This is a genomic window from Ruegeria sp. CDSB086, assembly GCF_059611065.1.
In genome coordinates this window covers 165,772-190,363 of record NZ_JBXWOV010000007.1, presented here as the reverse complement: position 1 = coordinate 190,363, position 24,592 = coordinate 165,772, and the positions used below count along the sequence as shown (strand labels likewise).

The 24,592-nt window shown below is 58.6% G+C and carries 24 protein-coding genes; 12 read left to right on the top strand and 12 right to left on the bottom strand.

The genetic code is table 11. The features are described 5' to 3' along the window. Nucleotides 1-74 precede the first annotated feature (74 nt). Nucleotides 75-1,649, top strand: a complete 1,575-nt coding sequence (locus AC2FIO_RS15955; RefSeq protein ID WP_496698836.1) for a 2-isopropylmalate synthase — start codon at nucleotides 75-77, stop codon at nucleotides 1,647-1,649. A 55-nt stretch (nucleotides 1,650-1,704) separates the two neighbouring features. Here the strand turns inward: AC2FIO_RS15955 and AC2FIO_RS15950 are convergent, their stop codons facing one another. From AC2FIO_RS15950 to AC2FIO_RS15940, 3 genes are all read right to left on the bottom strand, one after another. Beyond that, the gene (locus AC2FIO_RS15950) at nucleotides 1,705-2,202 is read right to left on the bottom strand and encodes a DUF2141 domain-containing protein (RefSeq protein WP_496698834.1); all 498 of its coding nucleotides are present in this window, start codon (nucleotides 2,200-2,202) and stop codon (nucleotides 1,705-1,707) included. Between the two features lie 18 nt (nucleotides 2,203-2,220). Further along, nucleotides 2,221-3,150 carry a sterol desaturase family protein gene (locus tag AC2FIO_RS15945; protein ID WP_496698832.1) on the bottom strand — a complete coding sequence of 310 codons (930 nt, stop codon included), beginning with the start codon at nucleotides 3,148-3,150 and terminating at the stop codon, nucleotides 2,221-2,223. 147 nt (nucleotides 3,151-3,297) lie between these two features. Then, entirely contained in the window at nucleotides 3,298-4,089 is a 792-nt protein-coding gene (locus AC2FIO_RS15940) for a 23S rRNA (adenine(2030)-N(6))-methyltransferase RlmJ (RefSeq protein WP_496698830.1), read from the bottom strand. Nucleotides 4,090-4,244: 155 nt separating this feature from the next. Here AC2FIO_RS15940 and AC2FIO_RS15935 point away from each other — a divergent pair, with 155 nt between their 5' ends. The 6 genes from AC2FIO_RS15935 to AC2FIO_RS15910 are packed head-to-tail and all read left to right on the top strand — an operon-like array spanning nucleotide 4,245 to nucleotide 10,812. Continuing rightward, a complete protein-coding gene (locus AC2FIO_RS15935; protein ID WP_039523195.1) occupies nucleotides 4,245-5,291 on the top strand; it encodes a rod shape-determining protein in 1,047 nt (348 codons plus the stop codon). Nucleotides 5,292-5,350: 59 nt separating this feature from the next. Continuing rightward, a complete protein-coding gene (gene mreC / locus AC2FIO_RS15930; protein ID WP_108860807.1) occupies nucleotides 5,351-6,253 on the top strand; it encodes a rod shape-determining protein MreC in 903 nt (300 codons plus the stop codon). Beyond that, nucleotides 6,246-6,782 (top strand): rod shape-determining protein MreD, encoded by a 537-nt coding sequence (locus tag AC2FIO_RS15925; protein WP_282120150.1) that lies wholly within the window; start codon nucleotides 6,246-6,248, stop codon nucleotides 6,780-6,782. Before mreC ends, AC2FIO_RS15925 begins: the two co-directional genes overlap by 8 nt. Further along, complete coding sequence (gene mrdA, locus AC2FIO_RS15920; RefSeq protein ID WP_496698828.1) at nucleotides 6,779-8,728, top strand: penicillin-binding protein 2; 1,950 nt, start codon at nucleotides 6,779-6,781, stop codon at nucleotides 8,726-8,728. Before AC2FIO_RS15925 ends, mrdA begins: the two co-directional genes overlap by 4 nt. Beyond that, entirely contained in the window at nucleotides 8,725-9,864 is a 1,140-nt protein-coding gene (gene rodA / locus AC2FIO_RS15915) for a rod shape-determining protein RodA (RefSeq protein ID WP_496698826.1), read from the top strand. Before mrdA ends, rodA begins: the two co-directional genes overlap by 4 nt. Before the next feature lie 15 nt (nucleotides 9,865-9,879). Further along, nucleotides 9,880-10,812 (top strand): 2-hydroxyacid dehydrogenase, encoded by a 933-nt coding sequence (locus AC2FIO_RS15910; protein ID WP_496698824.1) that lies wholly within the window; start codon nucleotides 9,880-9,882, stop codon nucleotides 10,810-10,812. 5 nt (nucleotides 10,813-10,817) lie between these two features. Here the strand turns inward: AC2FIO_RS15910 and AC2FIO_RS15905 are convergent, their stop codons facing one another. The 6 genes from AC2FIO_RS15905 to AC2FIO_RS15880 form a co-directional block, all read right to left on the bottom strand. Next, the gene (locus AC2FIO_RS15905; protein WP_496698822.1) at nucleotides 10,818-12,833 is read right to left on the bottom strand and encodes a M3 family metallopeptidase; all 2,016 of its coding nucleotides are present in this window, start codon (nucleotides 12,831-12,833) and stop codon (nucleotides 10,818-10,820) included. A gap of 105 nt (nucleotides 12,834-12,938) precedes the next feature. Next, nucleotides 12,939-13,988: a HesA/MoeB/ThiF family protein gene (locus tag AC2FIO_RS15900; protein ID WP_496698820.1), complete on the bottom strand. Its 1,050-nt coding sequence runs from the start codon at nucleotides 13,986-13,988 to the stop codon at nucleotides 12,939-12,941. Then, nucleotides 13,988-14,443 (bottom strand): dUTP diphosphatase, encoded by a 456-nt coding sequence (gene dut, locus AC2FIO_RS15895; RefSeq protein ID WP_282169778.1) that lies wholly within the window; start codon nucleotides 14,441-14,443, stop codon nucleotides 13,988-13,990. The genes AC2FIO_RS15900 and dut overlap by 1 nt, the downstream gene beginning before the upstream one ends. Before the next feature lie 15 nt (nucleotides 14,444-14,458). Next, nucleotides 14,459-15,655: a bifunctional phosphopantothenoylcysteine decarboxylase/phosphopantothenate--cysteine ligase CoaBC gene (gene coaBC, locus AC2FIO_RS15890; RefSeq protein ID WP_496698818.1), complete on the bottom strand. Its 1,197-nt coding sequence runs from the start codon at nucleotides 15,653-15,655 to the stop codon at nucleotides 14,459-14,461. A gap of 62 nt (nucleotides 15,656-15,717) precedes the next feature. Next, a complete protein-coding gene (locus AC2FIO_RS15885; RefSeq protein ID WP_058273489.1) occupies nucleotides 15,718-16,533 on the bottom strand; it encodes a ChaN family lipoprotein in 816 nt (271 codons plus the stop codon). Then, nucleotides 16,530-17,408, bottom strand: a complete 879-nt coding sequence (locus AC2FIO_RS15880) for an RNA polymerase factor sigma-32 (RefSeq protein ID WP_058273490.1) — start codon at nucleotides 17,406-17,408, stop codon at nucleotides 16,530-16,532. The genes AC2FIO_RS15885 and AC2FIO_RS15880 overlap by 4 nt, the downstream gene beginning before the upstream one ends. A 49-nt stretch (nucleotides 17,409-17,457) precedes the next feature. Here AC2FIO_RS15880 and cobU point away from each other — a divergent pair, with 49 nt between their 5' ends. The 4 genes from cobU to AC2FIO_RS15860 are packed head-to-tail and all read left to right on the top strand — an operon-like array spanning nucleotide 17,458 to nucleotide 21,109. Further along, a complete protein-coding gene (gene cobU / locus AC2FIO_RS15875) occupies nucleotides 17,458-18,030 on the top strand; it encodes a bifunctional adenosylcobinamide kinase/adenosylcobinamide-phosphate guanylyltransferase (protein WP_496698815.1) in 573 nt (190 codons plus the stop codon). Further along, nucleotides 18,027-18,605, top strand: coding sequence for a histidine phosphatase family protein (locus tag AC2FIO_RS15870; RefSeq protein WP_496698813.1), 579 nt, complete (start codon nucleotides 18,027-18,029; stop codon nucleotides 18,603-18,605). The genes cobU and AC2FIO_RS15870 overlap by 4 nt, the downstream gene beginning before the upstream one ends. A 58-nt stretch (nucleotides 18,606-18,663) precedes the next feature. Further along, on the top strand, nucleotides 18,664-19,548 hold the full coding sequence (locus AC2FIO_RS15865) for a glutathione S-transferase (RefSeq protein ID WP_282120245.1): 885 nt from the start codon (nucleotides 18,664-18,666) through the stop codon (nucleotides 19,546-19,548). A 46-nt stretch (nucleotides 19,549-19,594) separates the two neighbouring features. Beyond that, nucleotides 19,595-21,109, top strand: coding sequence for a YifB family Mg chelatase-like AAA ATPase (locus tag AC2FIO_RS15860; protein WP_496698810.1), 1,515 nt, complete (start codon nucleotides 19,595-19,597; stop codon nucleotides 21,107-21,109). Here AC2FIO_RS15860 and gshB read toward each other — a convergent pair. From gshB to rsmI, 3 genes are all read right to left on the bottom strand, one after another. Next, nucleotides 21,106-22,038, bottom strand: a complete 933-nt coding sequence (gene gshB / locus AC2FIO_RS15855) for a glutathione synthase (protein ID WP_496698809.1) — start codon at nucleotides 22,036-22,038, stop codon at nucleotides 21,106-21,108. The two genes, AC2FIO_RS15860 and gshB, sit on opposite strands and share 4 nt — an antisense overlap. A gap of 61 nt (nucleotides 22,039-22,099) precedes the next feature. Further along, entirely contained in the window at nucleotides 22,100-22,471 is a 372-nt protein-coding gene (locus AC2FIO_RS15850) for a YraN family protein (RefSeq protein WP_496698807.1), read from the bottom strand. Between the two features lies 1 nt (nucleotide 22,472). Beyond that, entirely contained in the window at nucleotides 22,473-23,330 is an 858-nt protein-coding gene (gene rsmI, locus AC2FIO_RS15845; protein ID WP_496698805.1) for a 16S rRNA (cytidine(1402)-2'-O)-methyltransferase, read from the bottom strand. An 88-nt stretch (nucleotides 23,331-23,418) separates the two neighbouring features. Here rsmI and AC2FIO_RS15840 point away from each other — a divergent pair, with 88 nt between their 5' ends. Continuing rightward, the gene (locus tag AC2FIO_RS15840) at nucleotides 23,419-24,591 is read left to right on the top strand and encodes a penicillin-binding protein activator (RefSeq protein WP_282120139.1); all 1,173 of its coding nucleotides are present in this window, start codon (nucleotides 23,419-23,421) and stop codon (nucleotides 24,589-24,591) included. Nucleotide 24,592 lies beyond the last annotated feature (1 nt).

Here is a 24,592-nt window from a genome sequence, read left to right as displayed (position 1 = left end):
CCATCCGGCGCGCCCGCTCAGAGGAGGACGCCCGCGCGCCATAGGCTTTAGGACAGAAGAAGAAAGAGAATCCCATGACCATCGTGACCGACCAAGACCGCGTCTTGATCTTTGACACAACCCTGCGCGACGGCGAGCAAAGCCCCGGCGCAACCATGACCCATTCGGAAAAGCTGGAGATTGCCGAGCTGTTGGACGATATGGGCGTTGATATTATCGAGGCGGGGTTCCCAATTGCCTCCGAAGGTGACTTCAAGGCCGTATCCGAAATTGCCGAACGGTCAAGGAACAGCCGAATCTGCGGCTTGGCCCGCGCCAATTTCGCCGATATCGACCGCTGTTGGGAAGCTGTGAAACACGCAGGTAAAAGCCGAATTCACACCTTCATCGGCACCTCACCGCTGCATCGTGCCATCCCGAACCTGACGCAGGACGAGATGGCCGACAAAATCCACGAAACCGTGAGCCATGCGCGCAATCTGTGCGAGAACGTGCAGTGGTCACCGATGGATGCCACGCGGACCGAATGGGATTACCTCTGCCGTGTGATCGAGATTGCGATCAAGGCTGGCGCGACGACAATAAACATCCCCGACACGGTCGGCTATACGGCACCGATGGAGTCCGCCGATCTGATCAAACGTCTGATCGAAACGGTTCCGGGCGCGGATGAGGTGGTCTTCGCGACCCACTGCCACAACGACCTTGGCCTGGCGACCGCAAACTCGCTGGCTGCTGTTGCAGGTGGTGCACGTCAGATTGAATGTACCATCAACGGCCTTGGCGAACGTGCCGGTAACACCGCGCTGGAAGAGGTGGTGATGGCACTGCGCACACGCAATGACATCATGCCCTGGAACACCGGCATCGACACGACTAAGATCATGCATATCTCGCGCCGGGTCGCGACGGTGTCGGGCTTCAACGTGCAGTTCAACAAAGCCATCGTCGGCAAGAACGCCTTCGCGCATGAAAGCGGTATCCACCAGGACGGCATGCTGAAGAACCGCGAAAACTTTGAAATCATGCGCCCCGAGGATATCGGTCTGTCCGGGACATCCTTGCCGCTGGGCAAACACTCGGGCCGCGCGGCGCTGCGTGATAAGCTGAACACGCTGGGTTATGAGGTTGGCGACAACCAGCTCAAGGACATATTCGTTCGGTTCAAGGAACTGGCCGATCGTAAGAAAGAAGTGTTCGACGACGATCTGATCGCGTTGATGACGCTGGATGATGACGACGGCAACGATCACCTGCAACTGGTTTCGATGAAGGTTACCTGCGGAACCGTCGGCAAGGCCGAAGCCACCATCGAGATGGAAGTAGGCGGCAAGGAAATCATCGCCACCGAACAAGGCGACGGCCCGGTCGACGCTGCCTTCCGCGCCATTCGAGTTGTGCATCCGAATACGGCGCATCTGCAGCTTTATCAGGTGCACGCCGTGACCGAAGGTACGGACGCGCAGGCCACGGTATCGGTGCGTCTGGAAGAGGACGGCATGATCGCAACCGGCCAATCCGCCAACACCGATACAGTCGTGGCCTCGGCCAAGGCGTATATCCACGCGCTGAACCGCCTGATCGTGCGCCGACAAAAGGCCGGTCCGGGCGCAGATACCCGGGAAATCAGCTACAAAGATCTCACTTGAACAAAAAAGGGGCGGACGATTGTCGACCGCCCCTTCTCTATTATCTCCAGCCGCATTACGGCCAATAGAATAAGGTCAGATCTGCTGGCTTTTCTGTCCCGATCAACGAGTAGTCATACACCGGCGTATCGTTGAGATCGTTCAGCCCCGATACTGCATACCCTTCGGTTGGTATGTAGTTCGCGTCATAGTTCAGATCATAATCCCCGTTTTCGTCGTGAAACGCGATAACAGAAAAATACCCGCTGTGGAGGTCGGGAAAATCGAAGCGGAGCGGGTCCTCGGACGCTGGTGCCTCAAGATAACTAGCAGCTTTGGTGTAATCCATTTTGTCGAAGGCTGTCGCCTGGTCAAAGGCCATGACAATCACGTTGCCCTTGGTGCTGCGCGCACCATGCAGATTGACGGTCAGACCCTTGTCTTGCGAGGTCCCTGTGGTGGAAGCCGCTGCTTGGTCAATATCTGTGGTGAACCCCGAGGCGACCCAGGCGCCTCCGACAAACAGACCTGCCGTAACGATGGCCGCCACGATGCGTTGTGTGTTGCTTGGCATCTTTTGCGCTCCTACGCCTTACTTAGCGAGTTTACTCTGTTTACGGCCGTTCTTTGGCTGCCAGCCCGGCGGTCCGAAGAAAACACCCAGCTTGTTGCCGAACCCCGGCATGTTCCGGACATCCTTGAACAAGCGGGCAAAGCCGTGAAGGAAGGCGACGAAGGGATTGATCGAGTCGATCGGTTTGACGAGGCCATAGACCACCTCTTCCTTTTCGTCCTCGAACGTTCCGAACATGCGGTCCCAGATGATCAGAATCCCAGCATAGTTCTTGTCCAGGTATTTCGGGTTTGATCCATGGTGAACGCGGTGATGCGACGGCGTGTTGAAGATGTATTCAATCGGGCGCCACAGCTTTTTGATAACTTCGGTATGCAGGGCCGTCTGATACAGCTGCACCAGCAGTTCCGCGACCAGCACCATGAACGGGTTGAACCCCAAAAGCACAAGCGGCAGGTGGAAAAACAGCGGCCAAAAACCATCCAGCGGACCATGGCGATAGGCGACCGAGATATTGAAAAAGGGCGAGCTATGGTGAACAGAATGCGTGGCCCAAAGGAAGTTGATCCGATGCAGGATTCGATGCTCCCAGTAATAGGCCAGGTCTGCAAGGATCAGCACGATGATGAACGAAGCCCATGTTGTCGGAATATCGAACACGGCAAATTGCGAAGCCCAGACATAGGCACCGATATAGAAACCAGCCAACAGAACAAAGCTGATACCGATGAAGAAAACGAGCGTGATGAAATTGGTGACGGTGTCACCCATCATCTGCCAATTCAGCTTTTTGACGACTGCGTATCGGATCAATTCGAAGGCCAGAAAGGCCATGGCGAAGACGAAGAACCAATCGTCAATCAAGGTTTCCCAGTAATTCAGATGAAAGTCACTGATATGGCGGCTTAGGAAGTCCATCGAAGCAATCCGATTCCCGTTTGCTGTCACCTGTGATAGTTTATTTACGAGATCATCGCCGGAAATCAAGGTCCCGGTGTTTAAAAAAACGGTTTTTCCTGAAAGCTCATTGCTGTCACAGCAGATTTCATACCTGCGAGGCTTACTTTAGGAAAATCACATGTGATCACTGATTGCTCATCCGCGCAGATTGCCAAACAGGCCGTCCAGCGTTTCGGCGCACTCGTTCAGACCATAGGGCGCGTTCACAACAAACATTCCCGATCCAATCATACCGTGCCCTTCGCGTGCGGCCGGAAAGTGGACCTCGTGGTGTAGAACCTTGGCGAAATCCCGTTTCGCCAAAGCGTCGCGCATGGCCTGATGTCGCCCATTGGCCAGTATCGGATACCACAGCGCGATCACACCCACATTCCATTTCCGATTCAGCGATGCGATGATGCCGGGCAGTCTGTCATAATCGGATTTGATCTCATAACTTGGATCAATCAGCAAAACGCCACGGCGCGGCGTTGGCGGCAGCAGGGACTGGGCCAGTTCAAAGCCATCCTGCTGATAGGTCCGGGCACCGGTCGTGATCATGGCGTCAGACAGCGCGCGGTATTCCTGCGGATGCAATTCAGCAAGATGCATCTTATCCTGCGGCCGCAGCAGGTTCGCCGCGATCAGCGGCGACCCCGGATACGCCGTTTTGCCATGCCGATCGTGAACAGCGGCAATGGCCCTGCTCAGGGGATGATCGGCGTCAAACCAGCCTTCGGTCAACGCACGTTCAATTCCCGCAGCTGCTTCACCAGTCTGAACGGCTTGATCCGAGTCCAACTGGTACAGCCCCCGCCCCGAATGGGTTTCGATGTAGCTTAGCGGTTTGTCCTTTTGGGTCAGATAGGCCAACGTTTCTGCTAAAATTGCGTGCTTATGGACGTCCGCAAGGTTACCTGCGTGGTAAATATGTTGATATGAGAGCATGATGCCTTCTAAAGTCCCTGCAATTAAGGCGGAAAGGTGCTGATTGTCGCGGAATCAGCCCTTTTACCGGGCGAGTTGGCACCCTATAAGTCATCCGTCCCGGAACCGTCGAGTCGCGGGCAGTAGAAAACTGACATACAGGATCAGGGAAAAATATGGGGATCTTTGGCAATCTGGGCGGCCTGTTCACAGCGGACATGGCTATCGACCTTGGTACAGCGAACACGCTGGTTTACGTCAAGGGTCGCGGTGTTATCCTGTCTGAACCCTCTGTGGTGGCGTATCACGTCAAGGACGGCGTGAAAAAGGTTCTGGCTGTTGGCGAAGACGCCAAGCTGATGCTGGGCCGGACCCCCGGATCGATCGAAGCCATCCGCCCGATGCGCGAAGGCGTGATTGCCGACTTTGATACTGCCGAGGAAATGATCAAGCACTTCATCCGCAAAGTGCACAAGCGGTCAACTTTCTCGAAACCCAAAATCATCGTCTGCGTCCCCCATGGCGCGACCCCTGTTGAAAAACGCGCGATCCGCCAGTCGGTTCTGTCCGCAGGCGCCCGCCGCGCCGGTCTGATTGCCGAACCTATTGCTGCCGCGATTGGAGCGGGCATGCCCATCACCGACCCGACCGGCAACATGGTTGTCGATATCGGCGGGGGTACCACCGAGGTTGCTGTTCTGTCGCTGGGTGACATCGTATATGCCCGCTCGGTCCGCGTCGGCGGTGACCGTATGGATGAGGCGATCATCTCGTACTTGCGCCGCCAGCAGAACCTGCTGGTCGGTGAATCCACGGCCGAGCGGATCAAGACCACCATCGGCACTGCGCGCATGCCCGACGACGGCCGCGGCCAGTCGATGCACATTCGCGGACGCGACCTGCTGAATGGTGTGCCCAAGGAAATTGAAATCAGCCAGGCCCAAGTGGCCGAGGCGCTGTCCGAACCCGTCCAGCAGATTTGCGAGGCGGTAATGACCGCACTGGAAACCACTCCGCCTGATCTGGCGGCGGACATTGTGGACCGGGGCGTGATGCTGACCGGCGGCGGTGCACTGTTGGGCGATCTGGACCTTGCCCTGCGCGAACAGACCGGCTTGGCCGTGTCGATAGCCGACGAAAGCCTTAATTGTGTGGCTTTGGGCACCGGCAAGGCGCTGGAATACGAAAAACAACTGCGCCACGCGATTGACTACGAAAGCTAAGGCGCGCACCCTTTACTACATTGGGTAAATTCGGCACGAGCAGCACGGGAAGGAGTCCTGTGGCAAAAGACCGATCACAGCGCGATGAATACACAACCCCCTTGCGCCGCCTGTTGCTGGGGATTGTTGTGTTGTGTCTGCTAGGCATCTTTCTGATCTGGCGGATCGACAGCCCGCGCGTGGAACGGTTTCGCGCACAGGTCGTGGACAGTGTTGTGCCGTCGATGGAATGGGCCATGGTTCCTGTCACCGCCGCCGTCAATCTGGTGCGCGATTTCCAAAGTTACCAACGGCTGAGTGATCAGAACCAGGAATTGCGCAGCGAATTGCGCATCATGCGCGCCTGGAAAGAGGCCGCGTTGCAGCTGGAGCAGGAAAATGCCCGGCTTCTGGACCTGAACAACGTGCGTCTTGATCCGCGCCTGACCTATATCACCGGGGTGGTCATGGCCGATAGCGGCTCGCCCTTCCGCCAGTCGGTCCTGCTGAACGTGGGTGAAAGGGATGGGATCAGGGACGGCTGGGCCACCATGGACGGGATTGGCGTCGTCGGGCGTATCTCGGGCGTTGGCCCCGACACCGCGCGTGTCATCCTTATGACAGATGCATCCAGTGCAATTCCTGCCACGATTCAACCGTCTGGCCAAACCGCTCTGATCACCGGCGACAACACGCAATCCCCGTCGGTGGAGTTTCTGGAAAACCGCGAACTGGTACGTCCCGGCGACCGCGTTGTAACCTCGGGTGATGGCGGCGTGTTCCCCGGAGGGTTGCTGATCGGGCAGATCACCGAAGACCCAGGCGGGCGTTTGCGGGTGCGCCTCTCCGCAGATTTTGAACGACTGGAATTCCTTCGCGTTCTGCGCTTCCACTTGGCCCCGGTGATCTCGGATCCTGGCGGCATCGTGGGCCCACGGCAACCCGAGGCTGCCCTGACCCCACCGGAGGTCGGCGATGGATAGGCAAACCTCTCATCTTTGGCTCAAACGCTGTTTGTACGTGTTCCTGGCGTTACTGATTATGTTCCTGCATCTTCTGCCTCTGGATACACAGCCGGACCGGTGGCCGTTTCCGGACATGCTTATTGCGTTAACGTTCGCCTGGGTTCTTCGCCGACCGGAATACGTTCCCATTTTTCTGGTTGCTGCGGTGATGCTGATGGCCGATTTGCTGCTGCAACGACCTCCGGGCCTGCTGGCAGCACTTGTGGTTTTGGGATCGTCGTATCTGCGCTCGGCCGCGCCCGGAATGCGCGACGCCGGGTTTATGGCTGAATGGACAACGGCCGCTGTGGTGATCGCGGGAATTTTCATATTGAACCGTGTCATTCTTGCTATTCTATCGGTACAGCAAGCAGCTTTGGGTCCTGTGGTGATACAAGTGGTTCTGACAATTGCGGTTTATCCTCTCGTCGTACTTCTCAGCCAGAATGTGCTTGGCGTTCGGCGCGTGTCAGTGTCGGACCCCGGCACAAGAGGGGCCAGGGCATGAAACAACGCAATCCCAAAGCGCAAGGATTGGCCTATAAACGCCTGCCGCGCCGCGCGTTGATCCTGGGTGGGTTGCAGACTGCGTTTATCGGCGGCCTGGCAGCGCGAATGCGCTTTATGCAAGTGGATCAGGCTGACGAGTACCGTCTGCTGGCCGAAGAAAACCGGATCAACATTCGCCTGATCCCGCCAACGCGCGGGCGCATCTATGACCGCAACGGCCAGATCATCGGACAAAACACGCAGTCCTATCGTATTGTTATGGTCCGCGAAGATGCGGGCGACGTCGACAAAGTCATCGCCAAACTTTCAGAGCTTATCCCGCTGACTCAGGAAGAGATTAATCGCGCCAAGACCGAGATGCGCCGTTCTGCCCCGTTCCTGCCAGTCACACTGGCCGATCAGGTCACGTGGGAGGATATCTCCAAGGTCGCTGTCAATGCGCCCGCCCTGCCCGGCGTTACGCCTGAGGTGGGCATGGCCCGTCAGTATCCCCGCTACGAGGATTTCGCTCATGTCGTTGGTTACGTCGGGCCGGTCAGTGACTATGATCTCAGCCTGATCGAAGATCCCGAACCGGTGCTGCGTATCCCCCGGTTCCAGATCGGCAAGGTCGGTCTGGAGTCCAAACAGGAAATCAGCCTGCGCGGAAAAGCTGGCGCAAAACGTGTCGAGGTCAACGCCACAGGCCGCATCATGCGCGAGCTTGACCGGCAAGAAGGCGAGGCAGGGGCCGATCTGCAATTGTCCGTTGATGCGGACCTGCAGCAATACGCCCAGGCGCGCCTGGCCGGTGAAAGCGCGGCTGCAGTCGTCATCGACTGCGAAACCGGGGATATCCGGGCCATCAGTTCTGCACCCAGTTTCGACCCGAACCTATTCGTGCGCGGGATATCGGTCGCGGACTACCGGGCATTGACTGAAGATAACTACCGCCCGCTGGCCAACAAGACGGTTCAGGGCACCTACCCGCCGGGTTCGACCTTCAAGATGATCACTGCGCTTGCCGCACTTGAGGCCGGAGTTGTTGGCCCCGGCAACACCGTCTATTGCCCCGGCCACCTGAAGGTCGGTAGCCGCCGCTTCCACTGCTGGAAGCGCGGCGGGCATGGGACAGTGGATCTCAATTTGTCGCTAAAGCGCAGCTGCGACGTCTACTATTACGATGTCGCGGTGCGTACCGGCATCGACAAAATCTCTGAAATGGCGCGCAAGTTCGGACTGGGCGTCAAGCACGACATCCCGATGTCAGCTGTCGCCGCGGGTTTGGCCCCCAATCAGGCATGGAAAGAGCGGGTCCACGGTGAAGGTTGGCTGGTGGGCGACACCGCGAATGCCTCGATCGGGCAAGGGTTCATGCTGGCCTCGCCCCTACAGCTTGCGGTCATGACGGCAAGGATCGCCACGGGCCGGGCCGTGACACCCCGTCTGGTGCGGTCCGTCAATGGCGTCGAGGAACCGTCAGGAGCAGGTGAGCCGCTGGACGTCAATCCGTACAACCTGAATCAGGTGCGCAAAGCGATGTTCTCGGTCTCGAACGATAGGGCAGGCACCGCCTATCGCAGCCGTATCATCAATGATGAATTCCGCATGGCCGGTAAAACCGGCACCAGCCAGGTACGCAACATCACCAAGGCCGAACGCGCGGCTGGCGTAATCCGCAACGAAGACCTGCCGTGGGAACGGCGCGACCACGCGCTGTTCGTCAGCTATGCGCCTTACGACAACCCGAAATACGCCGTGGCGGTGGTGGTGGAACACGGCGGTGGCGGATCCAAGGCAGCGGCCCCGGTCGCGCGGGACATCATGCTGCAGGCTCTGTACAACGGCACCCCACCGCTTGAGGCTTATCCGGTTGCAGATCGTGACCGCATCAAGGAACAACAAAAACGGCTTGAGGGCGACCGTCGCCCCAAAGCGCGACCTGATGAAAAGGACCGCGCATGAGCTATCTTGAGTACGCCGTCAAATCCACGCCAACGGGGTTTCGCAAGTTCCTCTACATGAATTGGCCGCTGACTTTGTTGCTGATCAGCGTCGCCAGCGCCGGATTCCTGATGCTGTACTCGGTCGCGGGCGGGTCCTGGATGCCTTGGGCCGAACCCCAGATTGAGCGGTTCGGACTGGGACTGACCGTTATGTTCATCATCGCGTTGGTGCCGATCTGGTTCTGGCGCAACATGTCCGTCCTGGCCTATCTCGGCTCGATCGTTTTGCTTATATTTGTGGAACTCTTCGGCACCATCGGCATGGGTGCGCAGCGTTGGATCGACCTTGGCTTCATGAGGCTCCAGCCTTCCGAAGTCATGAAGATTGCACTGGTCATGGTTCTGGCGGCCTACTACGATTGGTTGCCTTCTCATAAGACATCGCGACCGCTCTGGGTGTTTATTCCGGTCATCCTGATCCTGATCCCTACGGCTATGGTTCTGAAGCAGCCCGATCTGGGCACCTCGATCCTGTTGTTAGCGGCGGGAGGGGGACTGATGTTCCTGGCTGGTGTGCACTGGGCTTATTTCGCCGCCGTTATCGCGGCAGTGGTCGGCTTGATTGCGACCGTGTTCAACAGTCGGGGCACCGAGTGGCAGTTGCTCAAGGATTATCAGTTCCGCCGAATAGACACTTTCCTTGATCCCTCCACCGATCCGCTGGGTGCAGGCTATCACATTACCCAGTCGAAAATTGCGCTGGGGTCAGGCGGCTGGAACGGGCGCGGGTTCATGCAAGGGACGCAGTCGCGCCTGAACTTTCTGCCCGAAAAGCACACGGACTTCATCTTTACCACGTTGGCCGAGGAATTCGGGTTTGTCGGAGGCATCACTTTGCTGACCCTATACGCCCTGATTATTATCTTCTGCATGGTTACGGCTTTGGCGACAAAGGACCGGTTCTCATCCCTGGTCACCTTGGGCGTTGCGCTCAACTTCTTCCTGTTCTTTGCGGTCAATATGTCCATGGTCATGGGCCTTGCGCCGGTTGTGGGCGTGCCCCTGCCGATGGTCAGCTACGGCGGGTCCGCCATGCTGGTTCTAATGGCCGCCTTCGGCATTGTTCAAAGCGCGCATATTCACCGCCCCCGCTGAATTGAAAGGCCCCTCATGCCCGTCAACGTCCTGTTTTCCGCGCGCCCAGAACAATGGCCCGTGTATGAACCTCTACTTACAAAAGGGCTGTCGCAGGCCGATCTGGACTTCCGTCTGGCAACCGAGTTTGCGCCTGATCAGGTCGACTATGTTGTCTATGCACCAACAAGCGGGCTGCTGGATTTTTCACCCTATACACAACTGAAGGCGGTTCTGAGTCTTTGGGCAGGTGTTGAAAAAATCGCGGGCAACGAAACGCTGACCGTGCCATTGGCCCGGATGGTGGACCACGGGCTGATGCATGGCATGACTGAGTGGGTCGTCGGCCACGTGCTGCGCTATCACCTGGGCATGGACCGCTATATCACCGTGCAGGACGGCGTGTGGACGCCCGATGCCCCACCGCTTGCCAGTGAACGGAATGTGTGTGTGCTGGGCCTTGGTGCGTTGGGAGAAGCCGCCGCAACCGCGCTTGCCGCGTTGAATTTCAAAGTGACCGGTTGGAGCAGAACCGCAAAGGACATCCCGGGGGTAACGTGCCTGCATGGCACCGACGGCTTGCGCGCCGCGTTGTCCAGTGCCGAGATCGTTGTCCTGTTGCTGCCCGACACCCCCGCAACGGAAAACGCACTGAATGCGGACACTTTGGCCTTGCTGCCCAAAGGCGCTCGGATCATCAATCCCGGTCGCGGTCCATTGATCGACGACGACGCGTTGCTGGCCGCACTGGATTCCGGACACATTGCCCACGCCACGTTAGACGTATTCCGCGTGGAACCCCTGCCGCCGGAACACCCGTATTGGGCGCACGCCAATGTGACCGTCACGCCGCATATCGCGTCGGAAACCCGTCCGACAACTGCGGCCCAGGTGATCTGCCAGAACATTATACGAGGGGAGGAAGGCAAACCCTTCCTCCACCTCGTCGACCGCAATCTGGGCTACTGATCCGGTCAGGTCGCGATAAGCCCGCGACCTTTCAACAGCGCCTCGACCCCCGGCAAACGCCCGCGGAACGCCAGATACAGCTCCTCAGCTTCGCGCGAGCCGCCGGTGGACAGGATATTGTCCTCCAGTGCTTTGGCGCGCTCTGTGTCAAAGGCTCCCCCGGCTTCTTCGAAGGCCGCGAATGCGTCGGCATCCATGACCTCGGACCACATGTAGCTGTAATAGCCCGAGCTATAGCCATCGCCAGCGAAGACATGAGCAAAATGCGGTGTCGCGTGGCGCATACCGATGGCATGCGGCATATCGATACCATCAAGAACCTCGGCCTGTTTCGCCATCGGATCAGCTGGCGCTTCGCCTTGGTGGAACGCCAGATCGACCAAGGCTGAGGCTACGTATTCCACGGTCTGGAACCCCTGATCAAAATTCGCGGCCTTCAGAACTTTCTCAAGCATATCTTGCGGCATCGGTTCACCAGTTTCGGCATGGGTTGCAAATTCGGCCAGTACTTCGGGCACCTCCAGCCAGTGTTCATAAAGCTGGCTGGGAAGCTCTACGAAGTCACGCGCGACGCTGGTGCCAGAGATGCTTTCATAGGTCACGTTGGACAACATCTGGTGCAATGCGTGACCGAACTCGTGGAAAAGCGTGCGCGCATCGTCATAAGACAGCAGCGCCGGGTCGCCCTTGGCGAAGTTGCAAACGTTGATCACGACGGGGGCCTGTACCTCGGGGAACTTTGCCTGGCTCCGCATGGCGCTGCACCATGCGCCCGATCGTTTGGAACCCCGCGCGAAGTAGTCACCGATGAAAACAGCGATATGCTGCCCGTCGCGTGTTACGTCCCAAGCCCGGCAATCGGAGTGATAAAGCGGTACATCCAGCGGGGCAAACTCCAGCCCGAACAGCCGGTTGGAGCAGGAAAAGGCGGCCTCGATCATACGATCCAGCTGCAAGTACGGCTTCAGCGCAGCCTCGTCCAAATCATGTTCAGCCTTGCGGCGCTTTTCGGCGTAGTAGCGCCAGTCCCACGCCTCGAGCGGACCGTTGATGCCGTCTTCCTGCATCATCGCGGTCAAGGTTTCGGCGTCGGCGTCAGCCCTTGCCTTTGCCGGCCCCCAAACCTGCATCAGCAGATCGCGAACGCGGTCCGGCGTTCGGGCCATTTCAGTTTCCAGCTTGTAGTCCGCGAAACTGGAATATCCCAATAGCTTGGCCCGTTCTTCGCGCAAGTTCAGGATCTCGGCCGCAATCTCGCGGTTGTCCGTTTCACCACCATTGGCACCACGCGCGGTCCAGGCCCGATACGCGTTCTCACGCAAATCGCGGCGCGGTGAGAATTGTAGAAACGGAACAATCAACGACCGCGACAGAGTGACGACAGGACCATCAGCCCCCTTCTCTTCCCCGGCAGCGCGGGCTGCATCCACGACGAAACCCGGCAATCCTTCCAGATCATTCTCGGTCAAGTTCATGAACCATTCGCGCTCGTCCGCCAAAAGGTTCTGGGTGAAGGACGTCCCCAGCGTGGCAAGGCGCGACTTGATCTCTTGCATGCGGGTATCATCGTTGCCTTCCAAAGCCGAACCAGCGCGCACAAAACCGCGATGGGTCAGCATCAGAACGCGGGCCTGTTCATCGGTCAGGTCAAGCAGATCCTTGCGCACCCACAGGTCCGCAACTCGCCGAAACAGCGCCTTGTTTGACGAAATTCCCGAAAAATGCGCCGAGAGTTTGGGCGAAAACGCGCGTTGCAGCTCTTCCCGTGCCGGGTTGCTGTCGGCACCCGAAACGGTGAAAAAGACAGACAGCACCTTGTCCATCTGCTCTCCGGCCGCCTCAAGCGCCTCGATTGTATTGGCAAAACTGGCTGGGTCGGAGTTGTTGGCAATCGCGTCGATCTGCGCGTTATGGGCAGCCAACGCCTCGTCCAATGCAGGCGCAAAATCATCATCCGAAATCTCGGCAAATGGCGCGATTTCAAATGGAGTGGTCCAGGCGGACAGGATCGGGTTGGTCATGCGGATCTCCTTTGCTGGTCAAGCTAGGGAGGCGGGCCGAAATGGTCCAGAGGGGGTGCCCGCGATACAGCCGAAATCTCTAGCCAATCTAGCGCGACAGTAGGCTTACGCGTCGACTTCTCCGCAAATGGGGCAATCAGAGCGTCGGGTCAGGGTGATCTTGCGGCTTTCGCCATAGAGCGCGTCATAGATCAGCATTTCGGCGCGCAGAGCCTGCCCGGCCCCAGTGATCACCTTAATCGTCTCAACCGCCATCATGGACCCCACAACGCCGGGCAACGGGCCAACAACCCCTGCTTCGGCACAGGACGGGGCCAGACCGGGGGCCGGTGCCTCAGGGAAGATACACTGATAACAAGGCGCGTCATTGGCGGGGTCAAAGACGCTTAGCTGACCTTCCCATTGTGACAGAGCACCTGAAATAAGCGGTTTTCCCAGTGCGACCGCAGTACGGTTGGCCAAGTAGCGCGTGTCAAAATTGTCGGTACCGTCGAGGATCAAGTCGAAATCGGCGAACAGGTCTGCTGCAATCTCATCAGTCAGACGACGATGGTAGGGCAGAACAATCACGTTCGGGTTTTGCGCCTGCATGGCTTGCTGGGCCGAGAAAACCTTGGGCATGCCAATGTCGGCATCGCGGTGAATCACCTGCCTCTGCAGATTGGCGTTTTCAACAATATCGTCGTCGATCACGCCGATGGTGCCCACACCGGCCGCCGCAAGATACTGCAACGCAGGCGCACCAAGACCGCCCGCGCCGATCACCAGCACACGAGCCTGTTTCATCTTTTTCTGCCCCGGCCCGCCCAGTTCGCGCAGGACGATGTGGCGGGCATACCGCTCCAACTCGGTCTCAGAGAACTTGTCAGACTGCATCGCGGTTTCCTCGGCTGGCTGTGGCGCGGCACGGTTGCGCAGCGTTTTGAGCACCTTGCCATAGCTCAATACCAAAACCGCGGCACCACCTAGGATCAACCACAATGCCGCAGACCCGCCGGTTGCCTCGCGCAGCGGGTGCCCACCCGGCAACGTCAGTTGGATAACAAGTACTCCGATCAGCAAAACGCTGACCGACACGGAGCGAGCAGTTCGGGACACCCCCGCTACGTACCCAATGCCCCACAGAGCACCGGCAAGGATCAGAACCAGAAGCATCAACCGCGTCCAGTCGAGCCAAAACCGCCTGCGCCGCGATCCGTGTCGCTGAGCACCTCAACGGGTTCAAACGCAGCCTGCACGACTGGGGCGACGACCAGTTGCGCGATTCGTTCGCCATGCGCAATCTCAAAACTTTCCTGACCGGCGTTCAGCAGGATCACCCCCAGCGGGCCGCGATAGTCACTGTCGATCGTGCCGGGCGTATTAGGCAGAGTAATCCCGTGTTTCAGCGCAAGGCCGGATCGGGGTCGAACCTGTACCTCGTACCCATTTGGAATCTCGATCCGAAGCCCCGTGGGAATCAAAGCGCGCTGCCCCGGTTCCAACATGATCGAATTTCCATTCGGCAGATTCGCCCTGACATCCGCTCCCGCCGCGCCAGTCGTTTCATAAGACGGCAAAGCGATGGCCGGATCGGCCCCGTCTTCGCGGATCACACGAATTGCTACCATCACTGCACCTCTTGTTCAGCTTGTCAGAGCGTCGGCGATCTTTTGCGCCAGACGTTGCGCCACTGCATCCTTGTCCATGCGCGGCCATTCTTCGGCCCCTTCGTCCGAGATCAGGGTGACCGCGTTTTCCGATCCCCCCATGATGCCCGTCGCAGGGCTGACATCATTGGCGACGATCCAGTCACAGCCCTTGCGCGCGCGTTTCGCAGTGGCGTGTTCAAGCACGTTGTCAGTTTCTGCGGCAAAGCCAACCACCAAGGTCGGCCGCCCCGCATCCAGCCTGGACACGCGTTTGAGGATGTCCGGGTTCTCAGCAAACTCCAGCACCGGAAGACCATCGCGGCTTTTCTTCAGCTTCTTGTCTGAAGGCGCCGCCATGCGCCAATCCGCAACCGCAGCAGCAAAAACACCCGCATCTATCGGCAGTGTAGCGTCGACCGCGTCAGACATCTGCTGCGCGGTTTCCACGCGGATAACCTGCACCCCTTCGGGCGGCGAAACATCGGCAGGGCCGGTAACAAAAACCACATCAGCGCCCAGCGCAGACAACGCCCGTGCCACCGCGGTGCCCTGCGCGCCCGAGGACCGGTTGGCGATGTAGCGCACAGGGTCGATCGGTTCATGTGTCGGGCCGGAGGTGACCAGAATGCGCTTGCCCTTCAGCGGACCGTTGCCAAGTTGCGCCTCGACCGCGGCCACAATCTCAAGAGGCTCCGACATTCGACCTGGGCCGTACTCTCCACAAGCCATGTCGCCTTCATTTGGGCCAACGAACCGAATACCATCTGCCTGTAGTTGCTTGAAGTTGCGCTGTGTTGACGGATGGTCCCACATGCGGACATTCATCGCCGGTGCGCACAAAACCGGGGTATCTGTCGCCATCAGCAGGGTCGAGGCCAGATCGTTGGCTAGCCCAGCCGCCATCTTTCCCATCATGTCCGCCGTTGCCGGTGCGACCACGATCAGATCGGCGGACCTAGACAGCTGAATATGGCCCATCTCGGCCTCATCCGTCAGGTCGAACAGATCGCGATAAACCTTCTCTCCGGCCAGCGCCGACACCGACAACGGGGTCACGAACTCTTCGGCCGCGCCTGTCAGAACCGGTGTTACAGAGGCACCACGCTCTTTCAGCCGCCGGATCAGATCCAGCGACTTATAGGCCGCGATTCCAGCGCCGATGATTAGAAGAATGCGTTTCGATGCCAGCATATTTTGCCCTTCCCGTCCCGGTCGGCCCGACATTAGGCAAGGCCAACGGACAGTTCCAGCGGTTAATTCTGTGTCTCAAACGCCAGACAAGGGTCTTCACGTTCGATGCTGGGGCTGTCGATCACAGCGTCGAACTCACCGTCAATGACGCCATCCTCGGACTGACCCAGCACGAAAACTTTCAAACCGGGGCGTAGCCGGGACAGAAAGGTTGGAATCCCTCTGTCCATACGGGCATGACCATTGCCAGTGATCACCGCAACCGGTCCACCGGTATCATCCACAGCGCGCAATATGGCCCTTGTCAGAACCGCGTCCCGCAACCTCTGGATTGCGACCAGTTGCGGCAGCGCAGTCTCTGGTATTGCGTTGCAATGGGCAGCGAGTTGATCAGCCTCACGCTCGACCTGCTCATCCTTCGGCAGTGGCACCGTCAATCCATAACGGGCGGCATCAGCACCCAGAGCCGTCGCAGCGCCACGTTCCATTGCCGCGCGCGCCGCCGCGCGCGGAACCATGGCACCGTAAACCGGCGCGTCTGAGGCCTGAAAGACCGGGTAGTACATGCTAAGCGGCGGCCAGCCGGATTCGAGCCACTTCAGTATTCTGGCAAGCTCTTCCGGATCGGAAATGGCCTTGTCCGCCAATCTCTGAGCACCTTCTTCAGTCACCATTTCCCAGACAACCGCCGAGGGATTGATGGCCTTCAACGCCTCGGCCTGAATGATGTGGTGCTGCGGGTTGTCGTGAATTTCGCCTAATATGACGACGTCCGCAGACGTCATCGCAGACACAACGTCGTCGGGTATCAGCTCATCGGCATGGCCAGGGTTGGCCATAACCACCAGTGCACAAAGCAGAATCGCAAGATGTTTCATGCGATGAAGTGTTGCACCTCACGCGATTGGGCTTCAAGGTTCTTGCGCATTTTCACAAAAGCCGCAGCCTCAAGCTGACGCACGCGTTCTTTGGACAGGCTAAGTTCCTGCCCAAGGCTTTCCAGCGTTCGGGCGGGTTCGCGCAACTTGCGTTCGCGGACAATAAACCTCTCGCGATCATTCAAAGCCTGCATTGCCGTCACCAGCCATTCACGCAATTGCTGGGTATCGTGACTGTTTTCGACAGCTTCAGCGGCTTGTTCGCGCTCATCTTCCAGCGCGTCGATCCATTCCCGGCCGTCTTCATCTGCCGATTGAACGGCATTTAACGAGAAATCGGAGCCGGACAAACGACCTTCCATCATTTCCACGTCCCGCAACGGAACGCCGATCTCTGCGGCAATCATCTGATGCAATTGATGACGGTCAAGATCCATGCCATCGGACGCGGCCTCACGCTCTAGCCGGGCCTGCACACGTCGCATGTTGAAGAACAGGGATTTTTGCGAAGACGTGGACCCGGTGCGCACCATTGACCAGTTGCGCATCACATAGTCCTGAATGCTCGCCTTGATCCACCAGACCGCATAAGTCGAAAACCGCACGCCCCGGTCGGGGTCGAACTTGTCGGCGGCTTTCATCAAGCCTAACCCGGCTTCCTGGATCAGATCATTCATCGGCGCCCCATAGCGTTTGAACTTGGCCGCCATCGAAATGGCCAGCCGCATATAGGCCGTGATCAATCGGTGAAGGGCCTGTTCATCGCGGTCGTCCCGCCACGCATATGCCAACTTTAATTCGGTTTCCGCGTCCAGAAGCTCGGCTTTCATTGCCCTCCGGGACATCGAGAAGTCGTTCGCATTGTCCAGTGCCATTGAAATCTCCCCTTTTCACAGGCGCGGGCCGGGGTTGCTTTGCCGACCTATGAACGATACGCAAAACAAAACCGGGTGGATCACATGGAAGGTAATTATCGTGAGTCCGGATTTAACCTTTGTGTTGGGCGGCGCGGCCTCGGGCAAGTCGGCTTTTGCCGAACATCTTGTTGTTTCATCAGGAAAAAAGAGGGTTTATCTTGCAACATCACAAGTGTTTGATGACGAGATGCAAGATAAGGTCCAGCGCCATGTTTCCCAACGGGGCGAAGGCTGGAAGACGATCGAGGCACCGTTTGACCTTGGCCCGACATTGGCGGATTTGCCCCCGAACTCTGTCTGTCTGATCGACTGTGCCACCATGTGGCTGACCAATCACCTGCTTGCAGAAAACGATCTGGAACAGACGCAAAGCGCGCTTTTACAATCGCTACGCCTGTGTTCCGCACAGGTCGTCATCGTCTCGAACGAGGTTGGACAAGGGATCGTCCCTGACAACGCGCTGTCCCGCCGGTTTCGCGAAGCGCAGGGACGGCTGAACATCGCATTGGCCGCCGAAGCCGATCTGGTGGTGCAAGTCACGGCTGGCCTGCCGTTGGTATTGAAGGGGCGACTGGATTGACACGTCTGCATCTCGTGCGTCACGGCCCGACCCACGCCAAAACGATGGTTGGCTGGTCCGACCTGCCTGCTGACCTCAGCGATCGTGCCGCCGTTGCCCGGTTGCATGACCACCTGCCTGCGGACGCTATCTTTGTTTCCTCTGACCTGAGCCGCGCCGCCGATACTGCATCGGCCATTCAAGGCACACGGCGGCGGCTGCAACATCAGTCTGCGCTGCGCGAAATCAATTTCGGCACTTGGGAGCTGCGCGCCTTCAAAGAGATTGAGGCTGAAGACCCCGAACTTGCCTTTGCATATTGGGACAACCCCGGCGATGTGCGCCCTCCAAACGGGGAAAGCTGGAACGAGGTCCGCGAACGCGTCGACGCAGCCGTTGACCAATTGATCCAACAACACACAGGATGCGATCTGGTGGTCGTGGCGCATTTTGGCGTGATCCTAACCCAGGTCCAAAGGGCGCTCGACGTTGACGCGCAAGAGGCTTTTGGCCATCGCATCGACAACCTTTCGGTTACCGAAATCACGCATCACGGCGATCGCTGGTCTGTCGGACCGATCAATCATCTTCCGTGATGCAACCGCGCACAAATCACTGATTTACGGAATGGATCGGCCACGCCATCCTAGCCGCATGACTTATGATTTGTTTATCGGAGACCGCCTGTTTTCCAGCTGGTCCATGCGCGGGTGGCTGATGCTGGAAAAGTTCGGCTTGCCCTATCGTTCCCACATGATCGGCCTCTATTCCGGTACCATGGCCGAGGATATGAAACCCCTCGCGCCGGCCCGCCTTGTCCCGGCCCTGCGATTGCCCGACGGCACCGTGGTTGGGGAAAGCCTGGCGATGGCGGAAACCCTTGCCGAGTTACATCCCGAAACGGGGCTTTGGCCCAAAGACCCCGCCGCGCGCGCCACCGCGCGGTGGCTATGTGCTGAAATGGTGGCCGGGTTTGGCGCGTTGCGCGGGCAGTGTCCAATGCAGCTCAAACAGTGCTGGCAGGGGTTCGCTCCGTCGACCGAAACACGCACCGATCTTGCAAGGATCGAGACCTTGTGGGCCCATGCCCGTAATGTGTCAGGCGCGGACTCCGGTCCTTTGTTCGGCCACTATTCCCTTGCGGACGTGTTCTATACGCCGGTCGCGGCACGGATTATTGGCTATGGCTTACCAGTCGCTGAGGCCAATCGTGAATACTGCCTTGATTTGCTGTCGGATGTTTCTGTCCGCCAGTGGCGTGCGATGGGGCTGACGGTCAACTACGACCCTTTTCCATACCCCGTGGATCTGCCATCCGAACCTTGGCCAATTGCCGGTTCTTCTCAGGCAAAAGCCGTGAACGGAAATATGTCAATCAACGACGCCTGCCCCTATTCCGGCAAAGCCATCACCGCAGTTCTTGAACTGAACGGCCAGCGTTGGGGGTTCTGCAACCAGTTTTGCCGTGACAAAACAGTCGCTGATCCCGGTGCCTGGCCAAAATTCACCGAGATGACCCGCGCCGTTAACGATTCTTAAACCGCAGCCGTGGCAGCAACGACCTGTTAACCAAAAAAGGTCATTCATGGTTGCCCGCGCCCACACTGTTGCTTTTCAAGGGGTCGATGCCCGCCCGGTCGAGGTGCAGTGCGCCGTCTCACCGGGCCTGCCCGCATTTTCCATCGTCGGGCTGCCCGACAAAGCCGTGTCGGAGGCGAGGGACCGCGTCCGCAGCGCGCTGAGCTCGATGGCGATCGCGTTGCCGTCAAAACGGATCACCATCAACCTGTCGCCTGCCGACCTACCCAAAGAGGGCAGCCATTTCGACCTGCCCATCGCAGTTGCCTTGCTGTCTGCTTTAGAGATCATTCCGCGGGACGCCGCCGAAGGTTCGGTTTCGCTAGGCGAGCTATCTTTGGACGGCTCACTGGTGCCTGTGGTCGGTGCCCTGCCCGCTGCAATGACTGCGGCGGCTGAGGATCGGGCCTTGCTCTGCCCCCGCGCCTCCAGTGCCGAAGCTGCTTGGGTTGATGCAACACAGGTGATCGGCGCTGGGTCGCTTGGGGACGTGGTGCGGCATTTCTCTGGCCAGTCTCCGCTATCCGCCGCACAGCCCGGCGAAGTCACACTTGAGCCCAGCGCGCGTGACCTGCGCGACGTCAAAGGGCAAGAACGTGCAAAGCGCGCCCTGGAAATCGCCGCAGCAGGTCGGCACCATCTGATCATGACCGGCACACCCGGTTCCGGCAAATCCATGCTGGCTGCACGCCTGCCCGGGATTTTACCGCCGCTGACACCGACCGAGGCGTTAGAAACTTCGATGATTCAGTCGTTGTGCGGGCTATTGGACGAAGGTGGGATCAGCCGCAGCCGGCCGTTTCGCGAACCTCATCACACGGCGTCCATGGCTGCGATCGTTGGTGGCGGCAGGGGGGCAAAGCCGGGTGAGATTTCACTGGCCCACAACGGCGTTCTGTTCATGGACGAGTTCCCGGAGTTTCCGCGCACGGTTCTTGAGACCCTGCGCCAGCCTATTGAAACTGGAGAGGTCATGGTCGCGCGTGCAAATGCCCATGTGAAATACCCCTGCCGGTTCATGCTAGTCGCGGCGGCCAACCCTTGCAAATGCGGCTACCTCACCGATCCCGGGCGCGCTTGTTCCCGCGCTCCTGTTTGCGGAGAGGATTATCTGAGCCGAATCTCCGGACCGCTGATGGATCGGTTCGATTTGCGGATTGAGGTGCCTCCGGTCGGTTTCACCGATCTGGACCTGCCACCCTCTGGCGACAGTTCCGCCACCGTTGCCGCGCGTGTCGAACAAGCCCGTTCAATTCAGGCAGAGCGGTTTCGCGATACACCGTCCACCCGTCAGAACGCCGACGTAGAGGGGAAGCAGCTGGACGAAATTGCCGCCCCGGATGCTGAAGGCAAAGACCTGTTGCTGAAGGCAGCCGAGCGATTTGGCCTGTCCGCCCGCGCTTTTCACCGCATCCTGCGCGTAGCGCGCACTATCGCTGATCTGGACGGGGCACCGGATGTCCGGCGCCCTCATATAGCCGAGGCGCTGAGCTTTCGTATCAGCGCCAAGGCGGCATCTTAAAGCTTGGCTTCAATCGCCTGCCAAATCTTTTCGGCGACGTTCACGCCGTTGAACCGCTCTAGCTCTTGAATGCCTGTTGGCGAGGTCACATTGATTTCCGTTAGGTAATCGCCGATCACATCGATGCCGACAAATATCTGGCCTTTTTCCTTCAGCAGCGGTCCGATCGCGGCACAAATTTCCAGGTCGCGCTCGGACAGGCCAATCTTTTCGGGACGACCGCCTACATGCATGTTCGAACGTGTTTCACCCGCGGCCGGTACGCGGTTGATCGCACCTACGGCTTCACCATCAATCAGAATCACACGTTTGTCGCCATTGCTGACATCCGGCAGGAATTTCTGAACAATCAAAGGCTCGCGCGAGAACCCGGTGAACAGCTCATGCAAAGACGTCAGGTTGCGATCATTCGCATCCAACCGGAAAACTCCGGCACCGCCATTGCCATAAAGCGGTTTGAGGATGACGTCGCCGTGCTTTTCCTTGAACGCCTTGATGGTCTGCAGATCCCGCGCAATCGTTGTGGGCGGCGTCAGGTCCGGGAAATCCAGAACCAGTAGTTTTTCGGGGTAGTTCCGCACCCAGAACGGATCATTCACAACCAATACTTGCCCCTTTAGACGGTCCAGCAAGTGGGTCGATGTGATGTAATGCATGTCAAACGGCGGGTCCTGACGCAGCCAGATCACGTCGAACTCTGCCAGGTCCACTTCACGTTCGGGGCCAAGTTCCGCCGGATTGCCCGCCACCCGTTGAACTTTCATGTCCTGACCGCGCGCGGTGATCCGCCCCTCTTGATAGGCCAGCTGATCCGGGCTGTAGAAAAACAGCGTATGTCCGCGCGCCTGCGCCTCTTCGGCCAGACGGAATGAGCTGTCGGCATTGATATCCACGGCCCCGATTGGGTCCATCTGAAAGGCGATTTTCATGGCGTGTCCCTCAGTTTCACGCCAGATACATGGCCCAGCCACGTCGGGGGTTCAATGGGGATCAGGCTAAACCGAAGGCGTTTTCGATAATTTGAACGGCGCCCGAGGCATCCACCAAAGCCGCGTCAAACCGCACATTGGTCAATTGCCCGTTTGGTTCGGTTTCCAGGAATTGGGCCGCCGATGCGCAGATCCTATCCATTTGGCGCCGATTGATCCGGGCGGCAGCGGCATCGAAACTGACACTTTTTTTCACTTCGACAAAGACAATCCCGTGAGCGTCGCGCGCAATAAGATCGATCTCCCCACCGGCGCCGCGCCAGCGGCGATTCATGATGGAATAGCCGCGTTGTTCATAATTTGACGCAACCTGCTGCTCCGCCGCCTGCCCGGCATGATAGGACACCGAACTACGAACGGATCGTGCAGCCATGTCATCCCTTTCCCAATTTCAGAGCCTTCTGATAGATCGGGCGGCGCGGCAGCTTGTACATCTCTGATACCAGATCGGCCGCATCGCGAACTGAATGGGTTTCCAAGGCTCGTTTCAACGCCTCTTCTACGTCGGATTCGTTAACAGTTTCTGAATGTCCGCGGTCCACGAGCAGCACAATTTCACCTTTGACTGTCTGCCCATGCAGGTTGGCCGCCAGTTCTTCCAACGTCCCGCGACGAACCTCTTCGAATTTCTTTGTCAGTTCGCGGCACATTGCGGCCTGACGGTCATTGCCTAGCACGGTTGAAAGATCCGACAAACACGCCGCTACGCGTTTCGGAGATTCGTAAAACACCAGTGTGCCCGGCACGTCCCGCAATGCCTCGATCCGCGACCGGCGCGCGCCCGTCGCGTTCGGCAAGAAGCCCGCAAAAAAGAACGCATCTGTCGGCAGCCCGGCCAGTGTCAGCGCCATTAGCGCCGCTGACGGTCCCGGTGCGCAGGTCACCGTATGACCCGCTTCGGCGGCCTGCTTCCCCAAATCGTATCCCGGATCGGCAATCAGCGGCATTCCGGCCTCAGATGCATAAGCGACAGACTTCCCGTCCAGCAACGCATCAAGGATTTTGCCGCGCGCGCCCGCGCCGCTGTGATCGTGATAGGCTAGGATTCGCCGCCCATCCAGCGGTACGCCGTGAATCTCCATCAACCGGCGCAGGCTGCGCGTGTCTTCGGCGGCAATGACGTCAGCCGAGGCCAGCACATCCAGCGCTCTGAGCGTGATGTCGCGCGCCGCTCCGATCGGAGTGGCAACAAAATACAGGCCCGCGCCCAATCTTACTTTTTGAAAATTCAAAGCTGGACCCTCACAGCGTGACGTTTATTATCGCGGCATAACAGATTGGTGGTACCCCAAGCCGCCGGGACAGGGAGTTTTCATTTAGATGTTTACCGTTTGCAAGCCCGTTCGCAAGCTGGCGAAATCCGCCGCGATCCTGGCAACCGCCGCATTCCTCGCGGCATGTGAGCCCGGCGGCCTTGGCGGAGGCCCGTCAATCAACACGTCCAAACCCGTTCCGGTCGCACTTTTGGTTCCGGCGGGATCGGGAAATTCCGGCGACGCCGAACTGGCGCGGAGCCTTGAGAACGCGGCGCGTCTGGCCATGGCTGATCTGCAGAATGTTAAGATTGATCTGCGCGTTTATGACACGCGGGGCAGCTCGAACACGGCTGCGACAGTGGCGCAACAAGCCGTCGCGGATGGGGCGAAGATCATCATTGGCCCGGTTTACGCGCAGGCGGCAAACTCGGCAGGTCTCTCCGTACTGAATAACAAGGTCAACGTGCTGTCCTTCTCGAACAATACCAGCATTGCAGGCGGCAACGTCTTTGTTCTGGGCCCGACCTTTCAGAACACGGCCAACCGTTTGGTCAACTTTGCCGGTTCACAAGGCAAAACCAGCATGGTCATCGTCCACAGCAACGATGCAGCCGGGCAGCTTGGTCAATCAGCGATTGCAACTGCGCTTGCCAGCAGCCGTGTAGCGAACGCGGGTACGGTTGGCTATGACCGGTCCCAGCAAGGCGTCATCAATTCGGTTCCAACGATCAAGGCAACCGTGGATGCTGCTGGTGCGGATTCGGTGTTTCTGACGGCAACGACAGCTGGCGCACTGCCGCTGTATTCGCAGCTGTTGCCAGAAGCTGGTGTGTCGTCGGCCACCACCCAGTTCCTCGGCCTGACGCGCTGGGACATACCGGCACAGACGCTGGAACTGCCGGGTGTTCAAGGGGGCTGGTTCGCCCTGCCCGACCCGGCAAAGGCGCAGGCGTACCGTCAGCGGTATAACAGCACCTATGGTGAGGCTCCGCACCCGATCAGCGGTCTGGCCTATGATGGCATTGCAGCGATTGCGGCTTTGGTGAGCCAGGGAAAATCCGACGCGCTGACCGCATCTGCCCTGACACAAAATGCCGGTTTCCAGGGCGTTGGCGGCATCTTCCGCCTGCGATCAGACGGCACGAATGAACGCGGTCTGGCCGTTGCCACGATCCAGAACAAACAGGTAGTAGTGATTGACTCCGCCCCTCAAAGCTTCTCTGGCGCCGGTTTCTGAT

Bases quoted from the DNA above. Each gene is read 5' to 3' on its own strand.
- AC2FIO_RS15955 (WP_496698836.1), top strand. From the start codon at position 75: ATGACCATCGTGACCGACCAAGACCGCGTCTTGATCTTTGACACAACC.
- AC2FIO_RS15950 (WP_496698834.1), bottom strand. From the start codon at position 2,202: ATGCCAAGCAACACACAACGCATCGTGGCGGCCATCGTTACGGCAGGT.
- AC2FIO_RS15940 (WP_496698830.1), bottom strand. From the start codon at position 4,089: ATGCTCTCATATCAACATATTTACCACGCAGGTAACCTTGCGGACGTC.
- AC2FIO_RS15935 (WP_039523195.1), top strand. From the start codon at position 4,245: ATGGGGATCTTTGGCAATCTGGGCGGCCTGTTCACAGCGGACATGGCT.
- AC2FIO_RS15925 (WP_282120150.1), top strand. From the start codon at position 6,246: ATGGATAGGCAAACCTCTCATCTTTGGCTCAAACGCTGTTTGTACGTG.
- mrdA (WP_496698828.1), top strand. From the start codon at position 6,779: ATGAAACAACGCAATCCCAAAGCGCAAGGATTGGCCTATAAACGCCTG.
- rodA (WP_496698826.1), top strand. From the start codon at position 8,725: ATGAGCTATCTTGAGTACGCCGTCAAATCCACGCCAACGGGGTTTCGC.
- AC2FIO_RS15910 (WP_496698824.1), top strand. From the start codon at position 9,880: ATGCCCGTCAACGTCCTGTTTTCCGCGCGCCCAGAACAATGGCCCGTG.
- AC2FIO_RS15905 (WP_496698822.1), bottom strand. From the start codon at position 12,833: ATGACCAACCCGATCCTGTCCGCCTGGACCACTCCATTTGAAATCGCG.
- AC2FIO_RS15900 (WP_496698820.1), bottom strand. From the start codon at position 13,988: ATGCTTCTGGTTCTGATCCTTGCCGGTGCTCTGTGGGGCATTGGGTAC.
- dut (WP_282169778.1), bottom strand. From the start codon at position 14,443: ATGGTAGCAATTCGTGTGATCCGCGAAGACGGGGCCGATCCGGCCATC.
- coaBC (WP_496698818.1), bottom strand. From the start codon at position 15,655: ATGCTGGCATCGAAACGCATTCTTCTAATCATCGGCGCTGGAATCGCG.
- AC2FIO_RS15885 (WP_058273489.1), bottom strand. From the start codon at position 16,533: ATGAAACATCTTGCGATTCTGCTTTGTGCACTGGTGGTTATGGCCAAC.
- AC2FIO_RS15880 (WP_058273490.1), bottom strand. From the start codon at position 17,408: ATGGCACTGGACAATGCGAACGACTTCTCGATGTCCCGGAGGGCAATG.
- cobU (WP_496698815.1), top strand. From the start codon at position 17,458: ATGAACGATACGCAAAACAAAACCGGGTGGATCACATGGAAGGTAATT.
- AC2FIO_RS15865 (WP_282120245.1), top strand. From the start codon at position 18,664: ATGACTTATGATTTGTTTATCGGAGACCGCCTGTTTTCCAGCTGGTCC.
- AC2FIO_RS15860 (WP_496698810.1), top strand. From the start codon at position 19,595: ATGGTTGCCCGCGCCCACACTGTTGCTTTTCAAGGGGTCGATGCCCGC.
- gshB (WP_496698809.1), bottom strand. From the start codon at position 22,038: ATGAAAATCGCCTTTCAGATGGACCCAATCGGGGCCGTGGATATCAAT.
- AC2FIO_RS15850 (WP_496698807.1), bottom strand. From the start codon at position 22,471: ATGGCTGCACGATCCGTTCGTAGTTCGGTGTCCTATCATGCCGGGCAG.
- AC2FIO_RS15840 (WP_282120139.1), top strand. From the start codon at position 23,419: ATGTTTACCGTTTGCAAGCCCGTTCGCAAGCTGGCGAAATCCGCCGCG.